This is a genomic window from Rhodococcus sp. NPDC004095 (assembly GCF_053604015.1).
In genome coordinates, this window is record NZ_JBSGGS010000004.1 from 476,828 (window position 1) to 501,602 (window position 24,775).

Below are 24,775 nucleotides of genomic sequence, written 5' to 3' on the forward strand. Positions count from 1 at the left end.
CCGGCTCGCAGCCGCGGGTCGGCCGCGCGTCGGCGCCCGTGTCCGACACGCAACGCGGCTAGCATCCGGACATGGACCTGGATGAGCTGATCGCCTCGATGCCGTTCGCCGTGCACACGGGTGTCGCGCTGACCGCGGCCGCACCCGACGAAACCGTCGGCACCCTCGACTGGGACTCCCACCGCACCACCGCCGGCGCCGGAATGCACGGCGGCGCGGTGATGACGCTCGCCGACAGTGTCGGCGCGGTGTGCGCGTTCCTCAACCTGCCTCCCGGCGCCGCGACGTCGACGACAAGTTCGAACACCGTCTTCACCCGCGGGGTCCGCAAGGGCACCGTCACCGCGACCGCCCGCCCCCTGCACGTCGGCCGGTCCACCATCGCGATCACCATCGAGGTGCGGGACGACGAGGCTCGCCTGGTCGCGCAGGTTACGCAGTCGCAGGCCGTGCTCGTCTCCTGAATCACCGCTACCGTGTCCGCATGACACGGTTGCACGGCGACCATGTGTTTCGGCCGCACAGCGCGTACCGAGGGAGCGGCGCCGATCTGCCGTTCGGCGATCCGTTGCGCGCGCACGACGTCGCGATGGAGGGCTACTTCTGGCGGTTCACCGTCCCCGGCTCCGGGGAGGTCGTGATCGCATTGTGCGGGGTGAACCGCTCCCCCACCGGCCACTGGGCGACGCTCGGCCTCGCCGGGCACCCGAGCGGATTCCTGCGCACCGCGGCCCACCCGGACGGGTTCGCGGACCCGCGCCGGCTCGGCGCGGCCGCCGGTGCCGCGTTCGCGGGCGACCCCGGCCGGCTGCGGGTCGACCTCGGCCCCGACGCCCGACTCGACGTCCGTGTCGTCGACCCGGTGCCGTGGCCTCGTCGGATGTTCGGCGGTTCCGGCCCCTTCCACGCCGTTCCCGCGCTGAACCAGTACTGGCACCCGTGGCTGCTCGGCGGCCGGGCCGAGGGGGTCGCGGTGCTCGGCGATCGACGTGTCGACCTCACCGGCGCCCAGGTGTACGCGGAGAAGAACTGGGGCCGAGGCGGTTTCCCGGACTCCTGGTGGTGGGGGCAGGCGCAGGGGTTCACCGAGCCGGACGCGTGCGTGGCGTTCGCGGGCGGCGAGGTGCACGTCGGCCCGCTCCGTACGGAGACGACGGCGGTCGTCGTCCAACTGCCCGGCGGCCGGGTGCTGCGCCTGTGCCATCCGCGGCACGTGCGCGCCACCGTCACCGACGACACGTGGACGATCCGCGGCCGCAGCCCGCGGTGGACCGTCTGCGTCGAGGGCTCCGGACCACTCGGTGACGCCCACGTTCTGCCCGTGCCGCTGCCCGCCGAGCGTCGCAACGTCCCCGGCGCGATCGAACACCTCGGCGCCCGCATGTCGGTGACGGTGCGGCGCGACGGCCGCGAGATCTGGTCCGGCACGTCGTCGCTCGCGGCCCTCGAGCACGGCGGCCTGGACCGCGCCCGCGCCGAGACGACCCGGCGCGGCGCGACCCCGGACGCCGCCGACGCCCCGCCCCTACCCCGCTGACCCGCCGCGCCCTGGTTCCCCAATGTCACATCGGCTCACTTGAGGTTCCCCGATGTGACATTGGGGAACCCGCGCTCAGCCGACCGCGGACAGCACCGCCTCGGTCGTACGGCGGCGGCGCTGCAGTTCCGGATCCGGCAGCGGCACCGCGTCCAGTAGTCCGCGCGTGTACTCCGCGTGTGGCCGATTGAAAACCGTGGCGGTGGGCCCGGTCTCGACGATCTCGCCGCGCCGCAGCACCGCCACCCGGTCGGCGACCTGGTGCACCACCGCGAGGTCGTGACTGATGAACAGGCAGGCGAAGCGGTACTCGTCGCGCAGGTCCGCGAACAGGGCGAGGACCTCGGCCTGCACGGACACGTCCAGTGCGCTCGTCGGCTCGTCCGCGACCAGCAGTCGTGGCGCAAGGGACAGCGCGCGGGCCAGCGCGACCCGCTGTCGTTGACCGCCCGACAGTTCGGCAGGGCGACGCTCGGCGAACGCGCGGGGCAGCCGCACCGAGTCCAGCAGTTCCGCGACCCTGGCCCTCAGCAACGCGCCCGACGCGGACCTGTGCACGACCAGCGGTTCGGCGATCGAGTCCCAGATGCTCCGCCGTGGGTCGAGCGACGCGGCGGGATCCTGGTGCACGAGTGCGACGCCGCGGCGCAGCCCCCGTAGCTCCCGCCTCGACACCGTGGTGATGTCCGTGCCGTCGAACGTGACCGAACCGCCCGTCGCCTTGACGACCGCGAGCGCGGCGCGTCCGAGAGTGGTCTTCCCCGAACCGGATTCGCCGACCAGTCCGAGCACCTCTCCCGCCGCGACGTCGAGGCTCACCCGGTGCAGTGCGTGGAACTCCCTGTTGCCCAACCTGGCCGGATACACCACGTCGAGGTCACGGATCGACAGCACCGGCGCCTCGGGCGACTGCGCGGCCGGGGTGTGCTCGTCCACGTCCTCGGGCAGTCGAGGGACGGCCGCCAGCAGTTGCCTCGTGTACTTCTCCCGCGGGGCGGAGAACAGGTCGTGGACGCCGCGGTCCTCGACGAGCTCGCCGCGACGCAGCACCGCGACGCGGTCGGCGATGTCCGCGACCACGCCCATGTTGTGGGTGATCAGCAGGATCGCGGTACCGCGCTCGTCGCGCAGGGCCCGCAGCAGGGTGAGGATCTCGGCCTGCACGGTGACGTCGAGCGCGGTCGTCGGCTCGTCGGCGATCAGCAGATCCGGGTTCCCGGACAGTGCGAGTGCGATCACCACCCGCTGCTTCTGCCCACCGGACAGCTGGTGCGGGTACCAGTCGACGCGGGTGTCCGGGTCAGGGATCTCGACCAGGCGCAGCAGTTCGATCGCCCGGTCGCGGGCGTCCGACCGCGAGATCCTGCCGTGCGACCGCAGCGCCTGCGCGATCTGCCAGCCGACCTTCTGGACGGGGTTGAGCGCGGTCTGCGGTTCCTGGAAGACCATCGCCGCACGGGTGCCACGCAGCCGGGCGAGGTCCGCCTCGGAGGCCGCGACGATCTGGTCGCCGCCGAGCAGGATCGAGCCGCGCGCCTCCGCGCCGCCGGGCAGCAATCCGAGGACCGCCTTCGCGGTCATCGACTTCCCGGATCCGGATTCGCCGACCAGCGCGACGATTTCGCCGGCGTCGACGGTGAGGTCGAGCCCGGACACGACCGGCGGGGCATCCGGACCGAACCGGATCGTGAGGTCTGCGATGTCGAGAATCGTCTCGGTCATCGTCGTGTACTCCTGTCGATGAGTTCCCAAATGTCACATTGGGGGTCGTCAAGTGACCGAATGTGACATTTGGGAACCGAGGAATGAGGTCAGGCCCGACGGGCCGAGCCGAGGGCCTGGGCGATGAGCAGGAACCCGAGGACCAGCGCCGCGATGACGGCCAGGGGGCCGATCGCGAACATCGGGTTGGCGTCGAGGTTCGGGACGGCGTCGGCGACGATCGAGCCCAGGGACGGCTCGGGAGGCCGCACCCCGATCCCGATGAAACTCATGGCCGCTTCGACGAACACCGCAACCGACAGCGACAGCGCCAGCTGCACGGCCAGCGGCTCGATGGCGTTCGGCAGCACGTGGGTGCGCAGCGTCCACCACCGCGACGCCCCGATCACCTCGGACGCCTCCACGAACGGCAACTCCCGGATCCGGAGCACCTGGGTGCGGACGGTTCGCCCGAAGACCGGGATCTCGGCGACGACGATGACGATCCCGACAGTGATCGCACCCGGTCCGACAACCGCGGCCAGCGCGATGGCGAGGATCAGTGCGGGGAACGCGAGCACGACGTCGAAGGCTCGTTGCGCAACCACGTCCGCGGCGGGGTGCAGCGTCGAAGGCAGCCCCAGCAGGGATCCCAGCAGCGCGCCCACGGGCACGGCAACGAGGATGATCTGCAGGTTGATCCGGATACCGTGCAACACCCGGGAGTACACGTCGCGGTTGACCTCGTCGGTACCGAACCAATGCTCGGCGCTCGGTCCGAGCAGGTTGGCCCCGGCGATCTGCTCGTTCGGACCGAACGGCGCGAGCCAGTGGGCCAGCAGACCCGCGATCGCGACGACGAGAACGAGGAGCACTCCGACGAGTCCCTGGCTACGAGTGAGGGCGACGATCGTGGGTCGGCGCCGTGACGGCGGATCGGGCAACCCCCGGTCGGCGACCGCGACGCTGTCGAGGGCGGACACGCTCACGATGCTCCTCCGATCCGGATCCGCGGATCCAGGTAGGCGTGCACGATGTCGGTGAGCAGCTGGACGATCACGAACACCGACACCGCGATCAGCAGCAGCACCTGCACCACCGGATAGTCACGCCGGCTGATGCCCTGTTCGATCAGCTGCCCGATGCCGGGCCACGCGAAGATCGCCTCGACGAGGACCGCACCGCCGAGCAGCTGCCCGGTCTGCAGTCCGAGCACGGTCAGCATCGTCGGCAGCGCGTTGCGTAACGCGCTGCGGGTGACCAGGTTCCACCGCGACACCCCGAGCGCGCGGGCGGTCAGGATGTACGGTTGCCGCATCTCGGTCCGCAGTGCCTCGGTGAGGAACCGGGTGAGCGCGGCGGCGACCGGCAGCCCCAGGCACACCGCGGGCAGAGCCAGGTACTGCAGCGAGATGTCCGGCCGGGCCAGGAACCCCCCCGGGGGGATCCCACCGGAGGGCAGCACCGGCAGCAGCACCGCGAACACGAGCACGAGCAGGACGCCGGTCACGAACGTCGGCAGTGCGACGGCGAGGGTGTTGAAGCCGGCGACGAGCCCGGTCAGCCATCGGCTCGGCCACACCACGACGGCGACGGACAGCGCCAGGCTCACCACCAGCGCGAGCAGCAGCGCCGCCCCGGACAGCACCACGGTGTTGACGAGGGCAGTTCCGACGAGGTCGGTGATCCGCCCGCCGAGGACGTAGGACCTGCCGAGGTCGAAGGTGACCATGTCGCCGATCCAGGACAGGTACTGAGCCGGGACGGACCGGTCCAGCCCGAGCGAATGCCGCACCACGGCAATCGTTTCCGGCGTGGCATCCGGACCGGCGAGACTGGTCGCCGGGTCACCCGGCACGAGACGCAGGACGAAGAAGATCAGCAGCGAGGCCAACACCAGGACCGCGACTGCCGAGGGCACCCGATGCACCAGATAGCGCACCATGAGGGCTCCTTTCGGGGTCAGGTCAGATAGGTGTCGGTCAGCTGGATCTCGGACCGCTTCGTCCACCCGATGTCGCGCACCGTCTCGGCGGCCGCGATCTGGTTGAGGATGACGCCGATCTCGATCAGGAACAGGTTGTCGAGCAGTTCGTCGCTGACGGTTCGGTACGCGGCGACGGCCTGTGCCCCGGTACCGTCCGGCACCTGCCAGGCAGCGTCCGCGGCGGCAATGTACTCGGGGCTGTCGAACCGGGAGGCGTTCTTGTGGGCGTTGAACGGGTAGGCGCTGACCGTCAGCGTGGACGGCACGTACTGCGCCCACGAGTGGAAGGTCAGCCACAGCGCGGGGAACTGGGCGCCGATCAGGTTCTTGACGAACGTCGCGCCCTCCTGCGGATCGAGCGTGGTGCCGATGCCGATCTCGGCCAGGTTCGCCTGCACGATCTGTGCCGCCGCCTCGTGGAAGGGATTGCCCGCCTGGTACGTCAACGGCAGGTTCGGCACGGCCACACCGGATTCGGTGAGCAACTGCTTCGCCTTCGCCGCGTCGAGCCCGTAGGTGGAGTTGCGGACCTCGTCGTAGGCGGGGGACGACTTCGGCCACGGCAGATTCACCGGGTAGCCGGACCCGCGGAACACCTCGGTGACGATGCGGTCGCGGTCCAGCGCGTACGCGATCGCCTGACGCACCCGCACGTCGGCGAGTGCCGGGTGTGTGACGTTGGTGCCGACATACACCTGCAGTTCGGCGCCCTCCAGCGGGATCGCCTGGTAACCGGCGGTCTTGCCGAGGGTCTCGACGTCGCGGTAGTTCAGCCCGTTGACCACCTGCACCTGCCCGGACTTGAGCGAACTGAGCAGCGCCTGTGCGTCCTCGATCACCGACACCTCGACTCGATCGAGGTACGGCCGCTCCGGGATCCAGTAGTTCTCGTTCCGCTCGAACGTCAGCGACGCGTTCGGGGTCCTCGAAGTCAGCTTGAACGGGCCGGTCCCGATGAATGCCTCACCGGCGGTGAGCTTGTCGATGGACTCGCTGTCGAGGATCGGCACGGTGTCGAGCAGGTCGAAGATGTTTCCGAGCGGGTGCGCGAAGGTGAGCACCAGCCTGTGCGGGTCGCTGGTGTCGTAGCCGGTGACGGCGGCGGCGGTGCTGCGCAGCTGCGCGGTCCACTTCGGGTCCGCGTAGGTCCGGATGGAGAACTCGGCGTCCTTGGAGGTGAACGGCCGGCCGCTGTGGAAGGTGACATCCTCGCGCAGGTCGAGGGCGAGCGACTTCCCATCCTCCGCGAGCGTCCACCCGGTCGCCAGCCGCGGCTGCGGCTCGACCTTGTCGGTCGGGTACGAGATCAGACTGTCGTAGGCGAGCCCGATGACGGTGGTCGCGCCGAGGGTGTTGGTCAGGAAGGTCGCAGGCAGGACGTCGGCGGTGATCCCGGCCTTCAGCGTTCCGCCGCGGGTGGGGGTGCCGGTGCCTGCGGCACCGGCCTTCTGCTCTTCGACGGCCGAGGAGCAGGCGCCGAGCAGCCCGGTGCCGAGGACCGCCACTGCCGTGAGGCCCGCGCCGCGGAAGAAGGTGCGCCGGTCGAGGCGCGTGAGGTGAGGTGAAGTGCTCACTGGATGGATGTCCTTCGAATGGAAGTGAGGGGGTCGGCGTGGAGGGAGCTCAGCGAGACGACACCCGCCGCGAACTCCTGCACCCGGTTGCCGAAGCCGGTGATGCGAATGTCCTTGCGGACCAAGCTGGATGTGCGGGCGAACGCCTCCGCGACGTGGGGGATGCCGGCGGGGTACTCGGTGAAGGCCTGGCCGCCGAGGATCACCCGGTCCGGGTTGAACAGATCCCGCAGCATCGCCACCGTCCGGCCGAGGACACGCGCCCGTTCGACCAGTAGTTCGTGTGCCGCGAGCGAGCCTCCGGCCGCGGCCCGGTAGACCGCGGCGATACCCGGGCGGTCGTCGGACCCGTCGAGGATGCCCGCGTCACGCGCCGCGGCGATCGTCGCGCGATCGCTCACCGTCGCCTCGAGGCAGCCACGCGAACCGCACGAGCACAGCGCCGACGAGCCGGTCGGCAGGTGCACGATGGAGCCGGGCCCGTTCGCCGGGGTGTGCACGCGTCCGTCGATTGTCATTGCGACTCCGGCGGTTTCGCGGGCGTAGAAGTACAGTCCGGTGCCGGCCGCGACATCGTCGCCGGGACGCTGCGGTGCCAGGAGCAGCTCGGACGCGGCCATCGCCTCCACGTGCGGGGCGACGGAGACCGGGAGTCCGAGCCCGCTGCCGATGATCGAGGCGACCGGCGCCTCGGTCCAGCCGAGCCGCGGATGGTCGACGAGCCCGCTGTCACCGTCGACCCGCCCACCGAGCGCGACACCCACCCACAGCGGCCGGCGGCGATGCCAGCGGCCGACGAACATCCGCGCACTGCTGGTGATCTGGGCGAGAGCCAGGTCCTGCGGGCCGGTCGGGGTGGGAATCTCGACACCACCGAGGATCCGCCCTCGGATGTCACTGGCGACGATCCCGGTGACCACCGCGCCGATGTGGATGCCGACGGTCAGGTAGGGCTCGTGGTTGACCTCGAACGGAACCCGCGGACGCCCGACCACACCGGAGGCGGTCAGGTCCGCACGCTCACGCAGCAGGCCGGCACCGATCATGGCCGCGACCTGGCGGTTGACGGTCGCGGTGCTCAGCCCGGTGGTCTTGGCGGCGGTGTCACGGGAGATGGGTCCCTGCGAGCAGGCGACCCGGAACACGGCAGCGGCGGGGGAATCGCCGATCCGCAGCTCGGGGCGGACGATCTGGGTGCGTCCCGGTGCGCGACGCGGAGCGCGTGCGGCACGGTGAGCGGTGGGACGCGGGTGGACGGTGGACGGCAGAGTCGAGATGGACACACGAGTTCCTTGCGCTTCGTCCCCACGGGGACATACCTACGGTCGGGAGCGCTGCGAACAGATCCGGGCACGACGCGGAGTGCGTCAGGGCCCCACACACCGTCACACCCGGCGGAACACCGGGTGGAGGGGGAGGCGGATGGCAGCGCGGACTAGCGAGAGATACCGCAGGGGGAACAACAGAGTTCCCGCGCAAGAGGCAGACGAGAACCCAGAGCGGCGGTCACGTAGGTGACCCGCATCGGGGACGGTCGGCCTGTAGTCATGGGCGTCAAGTTAACACCCACCGAATTCTCCTGCAAGCGAGGGGAAATACCCCCGAATTCTCCCCGACACGAGGGGAAATCCCCGCCATCGGTGACGACCCGGCCCGTGGTTTGCGATCACCGTGACCGAAAGCCTTGGCCCGCGGGACCCGCAGCTGTTCCATGAGAGCAGCAACGACCAATCCTCACCCGCGACGACGAAAGGTCCTTCATGTCCATCGATTTCGCCTCCCGGCAGAGCGAGACGACCGTCCCGTCCGTCACCCGGCTCGGCGCCCACATCGGCGCCCGGATCGACGGCGTCACCCTCGGCGGCGACCTCGACCCGGCCACCGTCGCGCTGATCCGGAAGGCCCTGCTCGACCACAAGGTGATCTTCTTCCGCGACCAGCACCACCTGGACGAGAACTCCCAGTACGAGTTCGCCCAGCTGCTCGGCGAGCCGACCACCGCGCACCCCACCGTCACCTCCAAGGGCGAGAAGATCCTGCCGATCGACTCCGAGTACGGTCGCGCCAACAGCTGGCACACCGACGTCACCTTCGTCGACCGGATCCCGAAGGCGTCGATCCTTCGCGCCGACGTCCTGCCCACCTACGGCGGCTCGACCACCTGGGCGTCGACCACCGCGGCCTACGAAGCACTCCCGGAGCCGCTCAGGGCATTGGTCGACAGCCTGTGGGCCACGCACACCAACGTCTACGACTACGCGGCCGGTGCCGCCGAGGACATCAACGCGAACACCGCGGAGTACCGCCGCGAGTTCCAGTCCACCTACTACGAGACTCAGCACCCCGTGGTCCGGGTGCACCCCGAAACCGGCGAGCGCACGCTGCTGCTCGGTCACTTCATCAAGAACTTCGTCGGCCTCGGAACCACTGAGTCGCAGGCCCTGTTCCAGCTGCTGCAGGCGCGCGTCACCAAGCTCGAGAACACCACCCGCTGGAACTGGGAGCCCGGCGACGTCGCGATCTGGGACAACCGGGCCACCCAGCACTACGCGATCGACGACTACGACGGCCAGCGCCGCCGCCTCACCAGGATCACCCTCGCCGGTGACGTGCCGGTGAACATCCACGGCGAGCGCAGCAGGATCGTCGCCGGCGACGCCTCGCACTTCTCGTCCATCGACACCCCGGTCCGGGTCGCCGGCTGATGACCGTTCCGCCGCACGCCCGAGGTTACGAGGGCTTCCCCGGCCGCATCGGCCGCACCATCGACGACTCGATCCCGTCCTGGCCCGAAACCCCCTCGGCCACGCCGGGATCACCGAACATCGTCGTCGTCCTGATCGACGACATGGGGTTCAGCGACATCGGACCGTTCGGGTCCGAGATCGACACCCCGAATCTCGATCGGCTCGCCGCCTCGGGCGTGCGGTTGACGAACTACCACACGACCCCGCTGTGCTCACCGTCGCGGGCAGCGCTGCTGACCGGGGTCAACCCGCACCGGGCCGGCTACGGGTTCGTCGCGAACGCCGATCCCGGCTTCCCCGGCCTGCGCCTGGAGTTGTCCGAGGGCATCCAGACGCTGCCGGAGATCCTGCGGGCCGGTGGGTACGCCACCTACGCGGTCGGCAAGTGGCACCTGGTGCGGGACGCGAACATCCGTCCCGGCGCGAGCCGTGACTCGTGGCCGACGCAACGCGGCTTCGACCGCTACTACGGCTCGTTGGAGGGACTCAACTCGTTCTTCCATCCGAACCAGCTGGTGTCGGACAACTCGGCCGTCGACGTCGACGAGTACCCGGAGGGCTACTACCTGACCGACGACCTGACCGACAAGGCCGTCTCGTACATCAAGGATCTGCGCGCCCACGAGGCGGACAAGCCGTTCTTCCTCTACTTCGCACACGTCGCCATGCACGGACCGTTGCAGGCCAAGGACTCCGACATCGCCAAGTACCGGGGCCGGTACGCGCAGGGATGGGATGCGGTGCGGGAGAACCGTTTCGCCTCCCAGCTCGCGCAGGGACTGTTCCCGGAGGGCACCGAGCAGGTTCCACGGAATGTGGAGGCCGGATTCGACGTGCCCGAATGGGATTCGCTGACCGCCGATCAGCAGGCCCGCTTCGCGAGGTACCAGGAGGTGTACGCGGCGATGGTGGACTCGGTGGACCAGTCCGTCGGCCGGATCCTCGACACCCTCGAGGAACTCGGCGAACTCGACAACACCATCGTCGTCTTCACGTCCGACAACGGCGGCACCGCGGAGGGCGGCCCCGAGGGCACCCGCAGCTACTTCGCCGAGTTCGCCCACGTTCCCGATCCGGAGTGGGTGGGCGACGTGCCGCACGACGAGTCGCTGATCGGGTCGGCCAGGCTGGGTGTGCACTACCCACGTGGCTGGGGACAGGCGTCGAACACCCCGTTCCGATTCTACAAGGGCCAGTCGTTCGCCGGCGGGGTGCGGGTGCCGTTCGTCCTGTCGTGGCCGGCGGGACTGCGAAAGGAGTCCGGGGACAACGGCGTCCGGGACCAGTTCGCGTACGTCACCGACCTCACCCCGACGCTCCTCTCCCTCGCCGGGGTCCAGGCACCCACCGAGCGGAAGGGGTTGCCGGTCGAGACGTTCGACGGGGTGGACGCGTCGGGGCTGCTGCGGGACCGGACCGCCGCAAGCACGCACACCGAGCAGTACACCGAGATGGTGGGCAACCGGGGCTTCTACCGGGACGGCTGGAAGCTGCTCGCGCTGCATCCCGGCCTCGACGTCGACAATCCGCAGTGGCAGCTGTTCGACGTGCGGTCCGACCCCACGGAGATCCACGACCTCGCGGACCGGCATCCGGAGAAGGTCGCCGAACTCGCCGCCGCGTGGGACGAGTCGGCATGGGCGAACACGGTGTTCCCGCTGGTCACCCCGGCCGGACTGTTCACTCGCCGGCCCGCCGAGCAGGCCCTGGCGCGCCCGGTGCGAATCCTGCCCGGGACCCCGACCCTGGAGCGGTACCGCTCGTCGAAGCTGATCTCGTTCCGGGACTTCGACATCCGTGTCGAGCTGGGCGACTCCGCGGGCTACTCTGCGGGCGACGAGGGGGTGCTGGTGGCGCACGGCGACGTGCAGGGCGGCTACCTGCTGTACGTCGAGGACGGGCACCTGGTGTTCGGCGTCAACAGCTACGGCCGGTACACATCGGTCGACGCCGGTCCGCTCCCGGCCGCTGCCCGGGTGATCGAGGTGTCCGCGGTCGTCGCGCCGCGACTGCGCTGGGACTTCACGATCCGGGTCGACGGCGCCGAAGCGGCCGAACTGCTCGGCCAGGTGCAGCTCGTCGGCATGGCGCCGTGGACCGGCATCTCGGTCGGCGTCGACGCGCGCGGGCCGGTGTCGTGGGATCTGCGCGCGCGCCGCGGGCCGTTCCGCTACACGGGCGACCTGACCTCGGTGACGTACTCCCCCGGCCCGGTCGGCGTCCCCGCGGCCGCGGTCCGCGAGATCGAACGCGAAGCCGAGTACGCCGCCGACTAGAGGCGGCTCCGTCCCCCGCGAGCGGGAGGCGTCCCTGCTCGTGCGCGGTTGGTGAGTCCACGGACCCGCGAACCGCGCACGGGCGGCACAGCCGCTTACTCTGAGGACATGACCATTACGCCTGAGGACCAAGTCGCCGTCGTCACCGGAGCGAGCTCCGGAATCGGGGAGGCCACCGCCCGGACGCTGGCCGCACAGGGCTTCCACGTGGTGGTCGGCGCCCGCCGGGTGGACCGTCTCGAGCGGCTCGCGAAGGACATCGGCGGCACCGCCCTCGAACTGGATGTCACCGACGAGGATTCCGTCGATGCGTTCTGCGCGGTGCTGCCCCGCGTGGACGTGCTGGTCAACAACGCAGGCGGCGCCAAGGGACTGGCCACCGTCATGGACGCCGACCTCGACGACTGGCGCTGGATGTGGGAGACGAACGTCCTCGGCACGCTGCGAATGACGAAGGCGTTGCTGCCCAAGCTGATCGAGTCCGGTGACGGCCTGATCGTCACGATCACCTCCGTCGCCGCGTTCGAGGCGTACGACAACGGATCCGGCTACACGTCCGCCAAGCACGCGCAGGCCGTCCTGCACCGCACGCTGCGCGGCGAACTGCTCGGACAGCCGGTGCGGCTGACCGAGATCGCGCCCGGCGCAGTGGAGACCGAGTTCTCCCTGGTGCGGTTCGAAGGGGACGAGGATCGGGCCGCGAAGGTGTACGAGGGCATCACCCCGCTGGTCGCCGCGGATGTCGCCGAGGTGATCGGGTTCGTCGCGTCCCGGCCCTCGCACGTCAACCTCGACCAGATCATCATGAAGCCCCGCGACCAGGCCTCCCCCGGCCGGTTCGCCCGGAAGTAGGCCTTCCCGTTCGGCTGAAGGGCACCTTCAGTCCGGTTGAGCCGGACGAAGGTGCCCTTCAGCCGGGATGCGTCGGGCCGGGGTCAGCTGACGGGAGTAGGCGTCGGGGCCACGGCGGCTGCAGGCGCCGCGGCCGCGCCGGCGGCGGCGGGCAGCGCGGACATCGACTGCCACGTCGGCCAATCGATCGCCCAGTCGTAGAGGTCGCCGTCGGCGGCGGACAGGTCGATGCGGGTGCCGGTCACCTCGACGGGGTCGCCGTACAGCGCGGTCCCGAAGTACTCCTGCGCGTCGGACAACGACAGGTTGATGCAGCCGTTGGTGACGTTCGCCGCGCCCTGCACGCCGGTGGTTGCCGGGTTGGCGTGGATGAATTCGCCGTTGTTCGAGATCCGCACGGCCCACCGTTCGCGCACGTTCTCGTAGTACGGCGGGTTCGACATGAGGAAGTCCTCGTGCTTCTCGGTGACCACGTGGATACCGCTGCGGGTGACGTTGCGGTTCTCGTTGCCCTCGCCGTAGCTGACGGGGATGTCCATGATGGTCTCGCCCTCGCGGACCACCTGCATGCGGTGGCTCGGCGCGTTGGCCTTGACGATCTGGCTGCGGCCGATGGTGAAGTCGACGGTGACGTCGGATTCGCCGTACGCGCCGTCGCCGTAGTCCAGGCCGTAGAGCCCGGCGGCGACGTGCACGGTCGTCCCGGGTGTCCAGTAGTTCTGTGGACGCCAGTGCACCCGCGAGCCACCGTCGTCGGGCAGCCACGCCCAGGCTCCCGGGGTCGGCGGGGTGGTCGTGATGGTCAGGGCCTTCTCGACGGCGGCCTTGTCCGCGACGGGCGCGTCGAATTTGAGGATGAACGGGGCCGCGATGCCGACCTGCTGTCCGTCGCCGATGTTGGTGGTCACGGAGGTGACCGACTGCGGGGCGACGGTGGTGAATGCGCCCTGCACGGGCACGGTCTTGCCGTCCGTGCCGAGCGCTGTACCGGACCAGGTGTAGGTGGCGCCGTAGCCGAGGGGTTCCGTCACGGTGTAGGTCCGCTGGTCCGGGGACAGTGCCCCCTGCACCACCTTGCCTGCCGGACTGGTCAGGGCCACGCCCTGGAGGGTTCCGTTCGCGACGGTCACCGACACCGGTGCCGTCGGGGCCACGTCCTCGGCGCCGACGGCGGGAGTGTGGGTGACGGCGGCGATCGGCCCCTTCTCGGGTTGCGCGGCAGGCCCGGCGCTGCCCCCGGAGGTGCAGCCCACGATCAGGGCACCCACCGCCGTCAGCAGTACGAGCAGAGACAGCCCGCGTGTCCGTTTCGTCCGAATGCCCTGGTTGACCACGCAATCCACGGTACCGACGACCCCGGGGCGACGACCGCCCAACCAGGTGCCTACCCGATCACACCGTGCAGCCGACCGTGACGGGCTCGGGTTCCAGACGTACCCCGAACGCGTCCTGCACCCCGGCCCGCACCTCACGCGCCAACGCCAGCAGGTCGGTCGCCGTCGCGTCGCCGCGATTCGTCAACGCCAGGGTGTGCTTGGTCGACAGTCGCGCCCGCGCGCCCGGTCCGGGATGCCCCTTCCCGAACCCGGCCCGCTCGATCAGCCAGCCCGCCGACAGCTTCGTGCCCCCCTCACCGGGGAACTGCGGGACGTTGACGTCCCCGACCCGAGCGGTGACGGCGGCCAGGACCTCAGGCAACCGGCCTTCGGGGACGACGGGATTGGTGAAGAAGGAGCCTGCGCTCCAGGTGTCGTGGTCGGCGGCGTCGAGCACCATGCCCTTGCCGGACCGCAGTCCCAGGACGACCTCGCGCACCTTCGCGGCCGGCCGCCGCTCCCCCTCCTCGGCGCCGAGCGCGGCCGCCAGCTCCCGGTAGCGCAGCGGGGCACTGAGCCCGTCTGCGTGCACGTCGAACTCGACGGCCAGCACCACCGCGGTGTCGGTGTGCTTGAGGACACTCGTGCGGTACCCGAGCCCGAGCGCCTCCGGCCCGACCCAGCGCACCTCCCCCGACGCGCGGTCGAGGAGTTGCACGCGCCGCAGCAGCGACCCGACCTCGACGCCGTACGCGCCGACGTTCTGCACGGGCGTCGCGCCCGCGGACCCGGGAATCCCGGACAGGCACTCGAGACCGCCGAGACCGGCGTCCACCGACCGCGCGACCACGTCGTCCCACACCGCACCCGCCTCCGCGGACACCACACCGTCGTCCACCCGGACCGCGTCCGACGCGACGCGGACCACGACGGCGTCGACCCCGGCGTCCGCGACGAGCAGGTTCGAGCCGCCACCGAGGATCAGGACCGGGACATCCGACGCATCGAGCGACCGCACCACACCGACCAGCGCGTCGGTGGTCCGGCAGGTGAGCATCGCGCGGGCCGCGCCGCCCACCCGGAGCGTCGTCAGCCCCGACATCGGCACGTTCACTTCCAGTTCGGCGCCGAACTCGGCCGCCACGTCCTCCGCTACCTGCACGACTGCACACGGTAGCGTGCCCGGCATGGCTCGCCGCATTCCGCATTCCTCCAGTTATCCGCAGTCCGTCGCGCAGGTGCACGCCGCTCTGACCAGCGAGCAGTACTGGCGGACCCGGATCGCGGAGGCGGGCGGGGACCACGCGCGGATCGACCGCATCGACGTCGGGGACGGCACCGTCGCGGTCGAGATGACGCAGGCGATTCCCGCAGAGCACCTGCCGTCGATCGTGACGAAGATCCGTCCCGGCGACCTCGAGATCACCCGCACCGAGGACTGGGGACGCCTCGAGGGCGACCGCGCCACCGGCACGTTCACCGCCCACGTCGCCGGCATGCCGGGCGAGTTGACGGGCACCCTGACCCTCGCCGCCGAAGGCTCCGGCTCGACGGTCACCCTCGACGGTCAGATCCAGGTCTCCCTGCCGCTAATCGGCGGCAAAATCGAGTCGGTGATCGCGGAACGAATCACCGAACTTCTGCAGCACGAAGACGAATTCACGGCTGGTTGGCTGACCGAAAACAAGTAGTCCGGCAGCCATGTAATCTGCCCGACTATGTCACGCCGAATTGAACTGACCCTTACCTACAACGCACCCGCTGCGGCCGTCCACCACGCGCTGACCAGCCGCGAATTCTGGCTCCCTCGCGTCGAGAAGAACGCCGAGAACGGCGTCACCCTCGACCACCTCGACGGCGGCGAGGGCACGATCGACGTCGCGATCAGCCAGGTCCTCGACAAGAACTCCCTGCCGTCGCTGGTCTCCAAGGCAGTCAAGGGCGACCTCGTGCTCACCCGCGGCGAGGCGTGGGGCCCGTTCGCGAACGGCCAGGCCACCGGCACGTTCACCGTGTCCACCACCGGCCTGCCGATCACCGCCAACGGCACCGCCGTCCTCACCGACGCGGGCGCCCAGTCGACGCTGACCCTGCAGGGTGACGTCGAGGTCGCCATCAAGCTGATCGGCGGCGCGATCGAGGGCATGGTCGCCGACCAGGTCGTCGAGATCCTCGGCCGCGACCAGGCCGCCGTCGAGGAATGGGTCGCCGCGAACGCCTGATCCCGGGCACCGGACCGGTGTGGTCGATGCGTGCCGAGCCGGTAACCTTGCCGGTCATGGCTCGCCGCATCGACTACTCCGCCCGCTACACCCACTCCACCGAGCAGGTGTACGCCGCGCTGACCAACCCGGAATACTGGGAAGCGCGGATGATCGAACTGCGGAAGTTCTCGGACAACGACGTGCAGTCCCTCGAGGTCACCGATGCCGGTGTCGACCTGGTGTTCCACCACGTCATTCCCCGCAACTCCCTGCCCGACATCGCGCAGACGGTGATGAAGAAGGACATGATCATCACCCGCAAGGAGCACTACAGCCCGTTCGGCGAACCGGTCACCGGCACCTTCGAGGCGTCAATCCCGGCCGGCCCGGGCAGCCTCACCGGCACGATGTCGCTGTTCTCCACCGACACCGGGTCCACCCTGCGGACCTCCTCGGAGGCGAAGGTGTTCATCCCGTTCGTCGGCGGCAAACTCGAACAGTTGATGCTGGTCAACCTCGTCGACCTGCTGCGCACCGAAGCCCAGGTCACCGCCGACTGGCTCGCCGAGCAGTAAGCGTCCGACATGAACCACGCCGCCAAACCGGACGGCGTCATCACCCGCGGCACCACCGGGATCAACCGGCTACGACGCAGCGATCGCTGGCTGATGCACCGCCCCCAGGTCGCCGACCTGCTCCGCGCCGCCCCCGACCCGCTGGTGGTCGACCTCGGGTACGGCGCCCGCCCCGACACCACCTTCGAACTGGCGTCCCGGCTACGGACGGTCCGGCCGGACCTTCGGGTCGTCGGGCTGGAGATCGACCCGGCCCGGGTGGTTCCCGGCCGCGACGGCGTCAGCTTCGCGCGCGGCGGATTCGAGCTCGCAGGCCTGCGCCCGGTGCTGGTGCGCGCGTTCAACGTGCTGCGCCAGTACCCGGAGGACGCGGTGTCCGGCGCCTGGGCGAAGATCCGGTCGTCACTCGCCCCCGGCGGGCTGCTCGTCGACGGTACGTGCGACGAACTCGGCCGCCGCTGCGCCTGGGTCCTGCTCGACGAGCGCGGCCCGCTGTCCCTGACGCTCGCGTGGGACCCGTTCGACGTGGCCAGGCCGGGTGACGTCGCCGAGCGTCTGCCGAAGGCGTTGATCCACCGCAACGTGGCCGGCGAGGGGATCCACGACCTGCTGCGAGCGGCGGATCACGCGTGGGCGGCCGCCGCCCCACACGCCCCGTTCGGCCCTCGCGTCCGCTGGCGGGCCACCCTGGAAATGCTTCGCGCACAGGGTGTTCCGGCGGAGGTTCCCCGACGGCGACTGCGTGACAACCTGCTGACCGTGCCGTGGTCGGCGGTCGCGCCGTCCGGTTCGTGACGGCTCACAGCGAACCGCTCACGCCCACGTCGACAGCGCCCGCCGCACCCGCTGACGCACCCGCGAGTTACCCGTGTCCGCCCCGGCCTCCAGCTCGCCGCGGTCGAGGCGACCGATCGCGAGCGCGTCGCAGACCACCTCGTCGAGCACCCACTGCGAGACCCCGCCGCCCGCGAGATCGAGCACCGTCCGCAGTGGTGTCGTGATCCGGAACGCGCCGGTGTGTTCGGTGTCGCCCGCGGCGAGGTCGTTGTGGTGCACCGCCACCCGGTCGAGCCGCAAGTGCCCGTCATCCGACGCGGTCACGTGCAGGAAGCTCGGATGCAGGTGACCGAGACCGTGCAGTTCGGCGGCGCTCTGATGGGAGACCACCGCCCCGTCCAGCCGGACGCAGCAGCGCGCCACCTCGTCCAGATCACCCGACCGCCACGGGTTCAGCCGGAACACGCCGGGATCGGGCTGGGTCCACCGCCCGGAGACGACGGCGTCGGCCATGTCGTGGGCCGAAAACCCGCAGGCCCGCGCCTGCGCCGGGGTGAAGTACCCGTCCTGCACTGCCGCCCGCGCACGCAGGGCGCTGCCACGTTCGTCCTGTACCGGGGTCTCGTCCATGCACGCCAGCGTACGGCGCAAATGTGTCTCACGTCACATTCAAACCTGGCGTGGCGGATTCCACACAATTTCGCCGGGCCGGTTCTCAGAACCGACACAGGAATCTACGGAAGAATCCGTGCAATGGCCTCCACCACGCACGCCCCCGCCGCGAGCACGCGACCCAAGCGCAACCGGGTGCTCACGATCTCCCTCGTCGTGATCGTCGCCCTCGTCGCCGTCCTGATCGGCGGGGAACTGTATGTCCGGCACAACGTCAAACAGTGCATGGCGGACCAGTTCCAGAGCCAGCTCGGCTCCCAGGTCGACGTCGGGCTCAGCGCCAAGCCGGTGCTGCTGCAGGCCGTCGACAAGAAGGTCCCGTACATCACGATCACCAGTGACGACTCGAGCTTCGGCCCGGCGAAGGACATGCACGTGGTCGCCCGCGTCAACGACGTCGACCTGACCACCAGCGACACGTCCGGCGGCACCATCGGCAGCTCGACCGCGGATGTCGACTGGTCCACCGCCGGTATCGCCGCGACCATCCAGGGCGAGGCCTTCGGCACCCTGGTCACCGGTGTCACCTCGGATCAGTCGGCGGGCACACTGCAGTTCCAGGTCCTGGGCAACCTCGCGGAGCTCACCGTCAAGCCGACGGTGTCCGACGGCGTCGTACGGGTGGAGACCATCGGCGCCGAGATCTTCGGCCTCGGCCTGCCGACCGACCTGGTCAGCGGCGTGGTGAACATCCTCACCAGCAGCCTTCAGACCTTCCCGCTCGGCATGACCGCGCAGTCGATCACCGTCACCGACAGCGGTCTGCAGCTGTCGCTGGCCGGTGGCGCGTACACGATGCCGGCCCCGCAGCCCGGCGCCCAGGCCCCGGACAGCTGCTCTGTCCTGATGTGACGGACAGCTGCTCTGTCCCGACGTGACGGGCGGCCGCTCTGTCCCGATGTGGGTCAGTCGGGGAACCCGTCGAGCACAGCGCGGGTTCCCGACAGCCCGAGCCGGGTGGCACCGGCCTCGATCATCGCGCGCGCGGCGTCCGCGGTCCGGATACCGCCGCTGGCCTTGACACCGAGGCGGCCGCCGACGGTCCGCGCCATCAACCGCACCGCGTCGACGGTGGCGCCGCCGGCCGGGTGGAAGCCGGTGGACGTTTTGACGAAGTTCGCGCCGGCCCGCTCGGCGGCCAGGCAGCACTCCACGATCGCGTCGTCGGACAGGGCCGCGGTCTCGAGGATCACCTTGAGCACCGCCCCGTCCGCGATGCCCTCGCGGACGGTGAGGATGTCGGCGAGGACCGCGTTGTAGTCGCCGGCGACGGCGGCGCCGACGTCGATGACCATGTCCACCTCGTCGGCACCCTGCTGGACCGCCAGCCGTGCCTCGGAGCCCTTGATCAGCGAGTGGTGCTTGCCGGACGGAAATCCCGCGACCACCGCGACCTTCAGCCCGCCCGCGCGCAGCGGCAGCATCGACGGCGAGACACAGACCGAGTACACCCCGAGCTCGTGGGCCTCGGCCACCAGCGCGGCGACATCCGAGGCGGTCGCCTCCGGCTTGAGCAGGGTGTGGTCGACCATCGCGGCGACGCTCGCTCGCGTGAGGTCTCCGGCACGGGTGGGGTTCTCGGACATGGGACGAGCTTCGCACAACCCTGCGGGCAGATCGCCGCGGGCGGACGTTCGCCGATATCCGGTTGCAGCCGACACCTGGGCGCATCGACACTGGCGGTCATGCTGATCCGCCGCGAACGCACCACCGACATCGACGCCATCGCCGCCGTCCACCGCTCCGCGTTCGCACACGAGACCCCGCCGGGCGCAGACGAACCCGCAGAGGTCGCCCTGGTCGCTGCGCTGCGGGCGTCGGACGCGTGGCTGCCCGCCCTTTCGTTGGTGGCCGAGGACGCGGCGGGCAGAGTGGTCGGGCACGTGTGCCTGACCCGGGGCACGGTGTCCGGGCGCCCGGCCCTCGCGCTCGGCCCGATCGGAGTCCGCGCCGACGTGCAGCACTCCGGCGTCGGGTCCGCGCTGATGCACGCGAGCCTCGGCGCCGCGGACGCGCTCGGCGAGCCCCTCGTCGCACTGCTCGGGCACCTCGACTACTACCCCCGCTTCGGCTTCGTGCCCGCGGCGTCGCTGTCGGTCGACCCCGGAGTCCCGGAGTGGGTGAGCCACTTCCAGGTGCGTCCCCTCGACGCGTGGTCGCCCGAGTACGCGGGCGAATTCCGTTATCCGCAGCCGTTCTACGACCTCTGACGGGTTCTGCGCGAAACGTTCCGCGCACTCCGGTTCTGTGCACGCGCCACAGGGACTACCGTGGCTGGCATGGGCGCCGAGGAGATCGCCGCCGTGTTCGACGCGGGCGCGCGCGAGTTCACCAGGCTGACACCGACCGTGTGGGGGCCGGCGGGCGCCGCGTTGGCCTTCCAGTTGCGGCTGCGTCCGGGCGAGGCGGTCCTCGACGTGTGCTGCGGGGCCGGGGCGTCCGCGTTGCCCGCCGCCGCGGCGGTCGGGCCCACCGGGCTCGTGCACGCAGTCGACCTCTCCGACGACCTCCTCGAGGAGGGCCGGCTCGTCGCGTCCGACCGGGCCCTGCACAACATCGACTTCGTCCGCGCGGACGCCACGACGTGGGAGCCGCCGAGCAGCGTCCCCCGCGGCGGATACGACGCCCTCGCCTGCTCCTACGGGGTGTTCTTCCTGCCGCACCCCAACGTGGCCGTCGCCCGGCTGGTCCGGCTCCTTCGCCCGGTCTCCAAGGTCGGAGTGACGGTGTGGCGGCGCGGCGCGCTCGAGCAGTTCCTCGGCACCTACTTCGACGCGCTCGCCCGCCACGTACCCGGCGCGCGCCCGAGCCGACCGGCCGCCCTGTCGTTACTCGACACCCCCGACGCGTTGCGATCGTGGCTGACCGGCTTCGGTGCGGCCTCCGTCGAGGTGAACGAACTGTCGAACCTGCTGCCCGCGACGCCGGAACTCTCGTGGGACCTGATCCTCGGCGGCGCGGTGCGATCGACGCTGCAGCCGCTGGACGCCGACACCATCGAGGACGTGCGGCGCGAGTTCCTGTCGCTGCTGACCGAGCGGGACATCGAAACCGTCGACGCCGGAACCCTCGTCGCGACCGCGGTCGTGGTGCGATGAGCCCGACGGGTGGACACTTCGCCCGGTTGCGGTTCGGGCCGCTCGGGCACCTGCGAGACTTGTCCGCATGAGTAGGCCCTCCGAAACCGACGACCGCCGTTACGTGCTCACCCTCGGCACCCCCGACCGGACGGGAATCGTCGCCCGCATCTCCACGTTCCTCGCCGACGTCGGGGGTTCGATCCTCGAAGCCGCGTACCACGCCGACCCCGACTCGGGTTGGTTCTTCACCCGTCAGGCCGTGCGTGCATCATCGATCGCGCTCGGCCTCGACGAGCTGCGCGAGAAGTTCGCGGGCGTCGCCGCCGAACTGGGCCCGGACACCGAGTGGACCCTGCACGACACCGGTCAGCGCAAGCGCATCGTCCTGCTGGTCAGCAAGGAGGGGCACTGCCTGCACGACCTGCTCGGCCGGGCCGCAGGCGGTGAGCTGCCCGCCGACATCGCCGCAGTGATCGGCAACCATCCCGACCTCGAGGAGGTCACCCGCAGGCACGGCATCGACTTCCACTACGTCTCGTTCCCGAAGGAGCCCGCCGAGCGTGGGCCCGCGTTCGAGCAGGTGCGCAAGCTCGTCGACGTCCACGATCCCGACGCCGTCGTGCTGGCGCGGTTCATGCAGGTGCTCCCCGCCGAGCTGTGCGAGCACTGGGCCGGCCGGGCGATCAACATCCACCACAGCTTCCTGCCGTCGTTCGTGGGCGCCCGTCCGTACCACCAGGCATTCGCGCGCGGCGTGAAGTTGATCGGCGCGACCTGCCACTACGTCACCGCCGACCTCGACGCCGGACCGATCATCGAGCAGGACGTGATCCGGGTGGATCACTCCGACGAGGTCCGCGACATGGTCCGGCAGGGCCGCGACATCGAGAAGCTGGTCCTCGCCCGCGGCCTGCGCTGGCACCTCGAGGACCGCGTCCTCGTCCACGGTCGCCGCACCGTCGTCTTCAGCTAGCTGCGGCTCGCCGAGCGCCTGTGAGTGAACTCGATCCTTCACTCACAGGCGGCGCAGCCGCCTGATCTCCGCGTTGACCACGTCCGCGGCCTCGACGGTGGACATGTGCCCGATGCCGGGCAGCCGGATCAGCCGCGCCAGGTGGTCGTCGGCGTCGAGGCGCTCGCTCATCCGGACCGCATGGACCTGCGGGGTGAGACGGTCGGCGGTGCCGACCAGGACGGTCGTCGGCACCGTGAGATGGTCGAGGGCGTCGCCGATGTCGAGGGTGCTCAGCGCCCGGCCCCACCCGCCTCGGGTGGCGGGGGCGCAGTCCCGGACGATGCGCGCACAGAAGTCGACCTCCTGGCGGGTGGATCCCGGCGCCATCGCGACGTACTGAATTCCCCTGCGCGTCAACGGCGTCGAGATCAACGGGGCCGTGGACCCGAGGATCGCCCGACCCACCGGCAGCGGCACCGCGGGCACCCGCTTCGGCAGCGGGAGGACGGTCGTCTCGGCGATCAACCGATCGACCCCGGTACTGGCCAGCATCACCGCGCTCGCCAGTTCGGCCACCCGCTCCGGATAGCGCAACGCCCACGACATGATCGACATGCCGCCCATGCTGTGCCCGACCACCACGGCCTTGCGCCCGTCCCGGACGGTCGCGGCCAGCACGGCGTCGAGGTCGTCGCCGAGCAGGTCGGGAGTGAGCGGACTCGCGCCGCGCCCGGTCCGACCGTGCCCACGCTGGTCGTAGACGACGACGCGGTACTCGTCTGCGAGCGCGTTGATCTGCGGGTACCAGTACTCGGTCGAGCAGGTCCAGCCGTGCGCGAGCACGATCGGCGGGGCGGCGGGGTCCCCGTATGCGAGCACGTGGATCGGGTGTCCGTCCGCCGAGACCACCGGCACCGTCTCGGGATGCAGGATCGGGTCGGCGAGCGCGGGGTTCACGCCGGGCGGACGCGACGTGGTGGCCCGTCGCGAGCGGGCCACGGCACCGGCCCCCGCCACCGCGGCCACCGCGGCCGCTCCGACCAACACCCGACGCGCCGTAGCGCCAGACCGAACCGACACGGATACTCCTCCAGAACTGGGAATGACCGAACAATCTTCTACGACACCGCCGGTCGCGGAACTCACATGATGTGGGCGCGACGGAGCAGCGCGGTCGACGGGCCGCCGATCAACCCGATGCCGTCGAGGAACTCGATCGTCTTCGCGCTGCCCGTGCGGATCTTGTCGTGGTAGTGCGTGTTCGCCTTGGCCGCGGCCCGCGCCTGCTTCGGATCGAGTCCGGCGGCCTCGTACACCTTGGGGTTCACCAGGCTGGTGACCACGAAGTAGGCGGTGACGCCGAGCGCGAGGCGGATCCGGGCGCGGGTGAATCGGGAGACGTTCGCGACGCGGCGGACGGCCTCCTCGCGCGCGAACCTGATGTGCCGAGCCTCCTCGAGGACGTGAATCCTGCTCACCGTCCGGGTGATCGGCTGCACGCGCTCGTCCTTCATGAAGTCACGCTGCATCATGTCGAGGATCTCCTCGGCGAACAGGGTGCCGCCGTAGGCGAGCGACCCGGTCGCGGTGGCCTTGAACAGGCGGGCGGACTGCCGGATCCACGGTCGCGGTTGGTAGGACGGGATACCGAAGCGGGTCGCCGACTTCGCGAACATCGTCGAGTGCCGGCATTCGTCGGCGATCTCCGTGAGCGCGAACTGGAAGTGCGGCGTCGCCGGGTCGTGCGTGTAGACGTCACGGAGCAGCATCTGCATCAGGATCATCTCGAACCAGATGCCGGTGCCGGAGATGCTGGCGGCCTCGTGCTTGGTGAGCGTGATCCTCTGCTGCTCGGTCATCGAGTCCCACAGGTCGGTGCCGTACAGGCTGCACCACTCGGGGGTCATGCCGTACAGGTCCTCGGGAACCGGCGCTTCCCAGTCGACCTCGACGAGCGGGTCGTAGGACTTGCGCGCCGCGGACGCGAGCAGCCGGGACGCGGTCTCCTGGCGGTTCCCCACCCGGGCCGTACGGGACGGGCGTTCGTGGACGATCGACATGGCGACGCTCCTCATCGAGTGCCTGCGGTCGGTTCAGGTGCCGGTAGTCGGCGTACACCAGGCACACCGACGATCACCACAACCATGCGTCGCCGAGATACCCGTTGTCAACGGGTATCTGTGACTTAAATTCTCACGCAGTTTTCACCAGCGGGGACCGCGCTGGATCTCGTCCACCCGCGGCCGCACGTCGACCAGGTACACGCAGATCGCGACCACCGCGACCAGGCCGAACAGCGACACCACGCCGAACAGGAACACCACCAGCATCGCGACCGCGAGGATGCCGACCCAGATCGGCTTGCTGAGCTTGTCCACCGCGGTGAACGCGTCGGTGCGCTGGCGTATGGCGTGGAACAGCGCAAAGGCGCCGGCGCCCAGCGCGAGCAGTCGCAGCGCAATCATGATCAGCGTGGTCAGGTTGTAGGCCGTGGTCACGGTTCCATCCTATCGGCGCCGACC

General features: G+C 70.2%; 25 protein-coding genes. 13 read left to right on the forward strand and 12 right to left on the reverse strand.

Annotation, left to right across the window (positions count from 1 at the left end; translation table 11 throughout):
• Positions 1–71: 71 nt before the first annotated feature.
• Positions 72–464 (forward strand): PaaI family thioesterase, encoded by a 393-nt coding sequence (locus tag ACWEPG_RS10450; protein WP_450116624.1) that lies wholly within the window; start codon positions 72–74, stop codon positions 462–464.
• A gap of 20 nt (positions 465–484) precedes the next feature.
• Positions 485–1,537: a tocopherol cyclase family protein gene (locus tag ACWEPG_RS10455; RefSeq protein WP_452594349.1), complete on the forward strand. Its 1,053-nt coding sequence runs from the start codon at positions 485–487 to the stop codon at positions 1,535–1,537.
• Positions 1,538–1,612: 75 nt separating this feature from the next.
• Here ACWEPG_RS10455 and ACWEPG_RS10460 read toward each other — a convergent pair whose 3' ends face one another.
• The 5 genes from ACWEPG_RS10460 to ACWEPG_RS10480 form a co-directional block, all read right to left on the reverse strand.
• Positions 1,613–3,259 carry a dipeptide ABC transporter ATP-binding protein gene (locus tag ACWEPG_RS10460; RefSeq protein WP_452594350.1) on the reverse strand — a complete coding sequence of 549 codons (1,647 nt, stop codon included), beginning with the start codon at positions 3,257–3,259 and terminating at the stop codon, positions 1,613–1,615.
• A gap of 89 nt (positions 3,260–3,348) precedes the next feature.
• Positions 3,349–4,227, reverse strand: a complete 879-nt coding sequence (locus ACWEPG_RS10465; protein WP_450116621.1) for an ABC transporter permease — start codon at positions 4,225–4,227, stop codon at positions 3,349–3,351.
• A complete protein-coding gene (locus ACWEPG_RS10470; protein WP_450116620.1) occupies positions 4,224–5,183 on the reverse strand; it encodes an ABC transporter permease in 960 nt (319 codons plus the stop codon). The genes ACWEPG_RS10465 and ACWEPG_RS10470 overlap by 4 nt, the downstream gene beginning before the upstream one ends.
• A 17-nt stretch (positions 5,184–5,200) precedes the next feature.
• Positions 5,201–6,799 carry an ABC transporter substrate-binding protein gene (locus ACWEPG_RS10475; protein WP_452594351.1) on the reverse strand — a complete coding sequence of 533 codons (1,599 nt, stop codon included), beginning with the start codon at positions 6,797–6,799 and terminating at the stop codon, positions 5,201–5,203.
• Positions 6,796–8,082: an ROK family protein gene (locus ACWEPG_RS10480; protein ID WP_450116618.1), complete on the reverse strand. Its 1,287-nt coding sequence runs from the start codon at positions 8,080–8,082 to the stop codon at positions 6,796–6,798. The genes ACWEPG_RS10475 and ACWEPG_RS10480 overlap by 4 nt, the downstream gene beginning before the upstream one ends.
• 477 nt (positions 8,083–8,559) lie before the next feature.
• Here ACWEPG_RS10480 and ACWEPG_RS10485 point away from each other — a divergent pair, with 477 nt between their 5' ends.
• The 3 genes from ACWEPG_RS10485 to ACWEPG_RS10495 all read left to right on the forward strand — a co-directional run bounded on the left by ACWEPG_RS10485 (position 8,560) and on the right by ACWEPG_RS10495 (position 12,674).
• Positions 8,560–9,504 (forward strand): TauD/TfdA dioxygenase family protein, encoded by a 945-nt coding sequence (locus tag ACWEPG_RS10485; RefSeq protein WP_450116617.1) that lies wholly within the window; start codon positions 8,560–8,562, stop codon positions 9,502–9,504.
• Positions 9,504–11,822, forward strand: a complete 2,319-nt coding sequence (locus ACWEPG_RS10490; RefSeq protein WP_452594352.1) for an arylsulfatase — start codon at positions 9,504–9,506, stop codon at positions 11,820–11,822. The genes ACWEPG_RS10485 and ACWEPG_RS10490 overlap by 1 nt, the downstream gene beginning before the upstream one ends.
• A gap of 108 nt (positions 11,823–11,930) precedes the next feature.
• Positions 11,931–12,674 carry an SDR family NAD(P)-dependent oxidoreductase gene (locus ACWEPG_RS10495; RefSeq protein ID WP_450116615.1) on the forward strand — a complete coding sequence of 248 codons (744 nt, stop codon included), beginning with the start codon at positions 11,931–11,933 and terminating at the stop codon, positions 12,672–12,674.
• Between the two features lie 83 nt (positions 12,675–12,757).
• Here the strand turns inward: ACWEPG_RS10495 and ACWEPG_RS10500 are convergent, their stop codons facing one another.
• Both ACWEPG_RS10500 and ACWEPG_RS10505 read right to left on the reverse strand, forming a co-directional pair.
• Complete coding sequence (locus tag ACWEPG_RS10500) at positions 12,758–14,008, reverse strand: L,D-transpeptidase (RefSeq protein ID WP_452594353.1); 1,251 nt, start codon at positions 14,006–14,008, stop codon at positions 12,758–12,760.
• A gap of 58 nt (positions 14,009–14,066) precedes the next feature.
• On the reverse strand, positions 14,067–15,179 hold the full coding sequence (locus ACWEPG_RS10505) for a UDP-N-acetylmuramate dehydrogenase (RefSeq protein ID WP_450116634.1): 1,113 nt from the start codon (positions 15,177–15,179) through the stop codon (positions 14,067–14,069).
• Here ACWEPG_RS10505 and ACWEPG_RS10510 point away from each other — a divergent pair.
• The 4 genes from ACWEPG_RS10510 to ACWEPG_RS10525 are packed head-to-tail and all read left to right on the forward strand — an operon-like array spanning position 15,178 to position 17,564.
• Complete coding sequence (locus tag ACWEPG_RS10510) at positions 15,178–15,681, forward strand: DUF2505 domain-containing protein (protein WP_450116613.1); 504 nt, start codon at positions 15,178–15,180, stop codon at positions 15,679–15,681. The two genes, ACWEPG_RS10505 and ACWEPG_RS10510, sit on opposite strands and share 2 nt — an antisense overlap.
• Positions 15,682–15,708: 27 nt before the next feature.
• Positions 15,709–16,212 carry a DUF2505 domain-containing protein gene (locus tag ACWEPG_RS10515; RefSeq protein ID WP_450116612.1) on the forward strand — a complete coding sequence of 168 codons (504 nt, stop codon included), beginning with the start codon at positions 15,709–15,711 and terminating at the stop codon, positions 16,210–16,212.
• A 56-nt stretch (positions 16,213–16,268) separates the two neighbouring features.
• Positions 16,269–16,769 carry a DUF2505 domain-containing protein gene (locus ACWEPG_RS10520; RefSeq protein ID WP_450116611.1) on the forward strand — a complete coding sequence of 167 codons (501 nt, stop codon included), beginning with the start codon at positions 16,269–16,271 and terminating at the stop codon, positions 16,767–16,769.
• Between the two features lie 9 nt (positions 16,770–16,778).
• Positions 16,779–17,564, forward strand: coding sequence for a class I SAM-dependent methyltransferase (locus ACWEPG_RS10525; RefSeq protein WP_450116610.1), 786 nt, complete (start codon positions 16,779–16,781; stop codon positions 17,562–17,564).
• An 18-nt stretch (positions 17,565–17,582) separates the two neighbouring features.
• On the opposite strand, the gene ACWEPG_RS10530 is transcribed toward ACWEPG_RS10525, so the two are convergent.
• A complete protein-coding gene (locus ACWEPG_RS10530) occupies positions 17,583–18,176 on the reverse strand; it encodes a type IV toxin-antitoxin system AbiEi family antitoxin domain-containing protein (RefSeq protein ID WP_450116609.1) in 594 nt (197 codons plus the stop codon).
• Between the two features lie 123 nt (positions 18,177–18,299).
• Here ACWEPG_RS10530 and ACWEPG_RS10535 point away from each other — a divergent pair, with 123 nt between their 5' ends.
• Positions 18,300–19,070: an LmeA family phospholipid-binding protein gene (locus ACWEPG_RS10535; RefSeq protein WP_450116608.1), complete on the forward strand. Its 771-nt coding sequence runs from the start codon at positions 18,300–18,302 to the stop codon at positions 19,068–19,070.
• 53 nt (positions 19,071–19,123) lie between these two features.
• Here the strand turns inward: ACWEPG_RS10535 and deoC are convergent, their stop codons facing one another.
• Complete coding sequence (deoC, locus tag ACWEPG_RS10540) at positions 19,124–19,804, reverse strand: deoxyribose-phosphate aldolase (RefSeq protein ID WP_450116607.1); 681 nt, start codon at positions 19,802–19,804, stop codon at positions 19,124–19,126.
• A gap of 99 nt (positions 19,805–19,903) precedes the next feature.
• On the opposite strand from deoC, the gene ACWEPG_RS10545 reads away from it, so the two are divergent.
• The 3 genes from ACWEPG_RS10545 to purU all read left to right on the forward strand — a co-directional run bounded on the left by ACWEPG_RS10545 (position 19,904) and on the right by purU (position 22,271).
• Positions 19,904–20,428 carry a GNAT family N-acetyltransferase gene (locus ACWEPG_RS10545; protein WP_450116606.1) on the forward strand — a complete coding sequence of 175 codons (525 nt, stop codon included), beginning with the start codon at positions 19,904–19,906 and terminating at the stop codon, positions 20,426–20,428.
• 69 nt (positions 20,429–20,497) lie between these two features.
• Positions 20,498–21,316: a class I SAM-dependent methyltransferase gene (locus tag ACWEPG_RS10550; RefSeq protein ID WP_450116605.1), complete on the forward strand. Its 819-nt coding sequence runs from the start codon at positions 20,498–20,500 to the stop codon at positions 21,314–21,316.
• 67 nt (positions 21,317–21,383) lie between these two features.
• Positions 21,384–22,271 (forward strand): formyltetrahydrofolate deformylase, encoded by an 888-nt coding sequence (purU, locus tag ACWEPG_RS10555; RefSeq protein ID WP_450116604.1) that lies wholly within the window; start codon positions 21,384–21,386, stop codon positions 22,269–22,271.
• A 42-nt stretch (positions 22,272–22,313) separates the two neighbouring features.
• On the opposite strand, the gene ACWEPG_RS10560 is transcribed toward purU, so the two are convergent.
• The 3 genes from ACWEPG_RS10560 to ACWEPG_RS10570 form a co-directional block, all read right to left on the reverse strand.
• Positions 22,314–23,333: an alpha/beta fold hydrolase gene (locus ACWEPG_RS10560; RefSeq protein ID WP_452594354.1), complete on the reverse strand. Its 1,020-nt coding sequence runs from the start codon at positions 23,331–23,333 to the stop codon at positions 22,314–22,316.
• 62 nt (positions 23,334–23,395) lie between these two features.
• Positions 23,396–24,313 carry an AurF N-oxygenase family protein gene (locus ACWEPG_RS10565; protein ID WP_450116602.1) on the reverse strand — a complete coding sequence of 306 codons (918 nt, stop codon included), beginning with the start codon at positions 24,311–24,313 and terminating at the stop codon, positions 23,396–23,398.
• Positions 24,314–24,457: 144 nt separating this feature from the next.
• Positions 24,458–24,751, reverse strand: coding sequence for a DUF2516 family protein (locus ACWEPG_RS10570; protein ID WP_450116601.1), 294 nt, complete (start codon positions 24,749–24,751; stop codon positions 24,458–24,460).
• Positions 24,752–24,775: the final 24 nt, after the last annotated feature.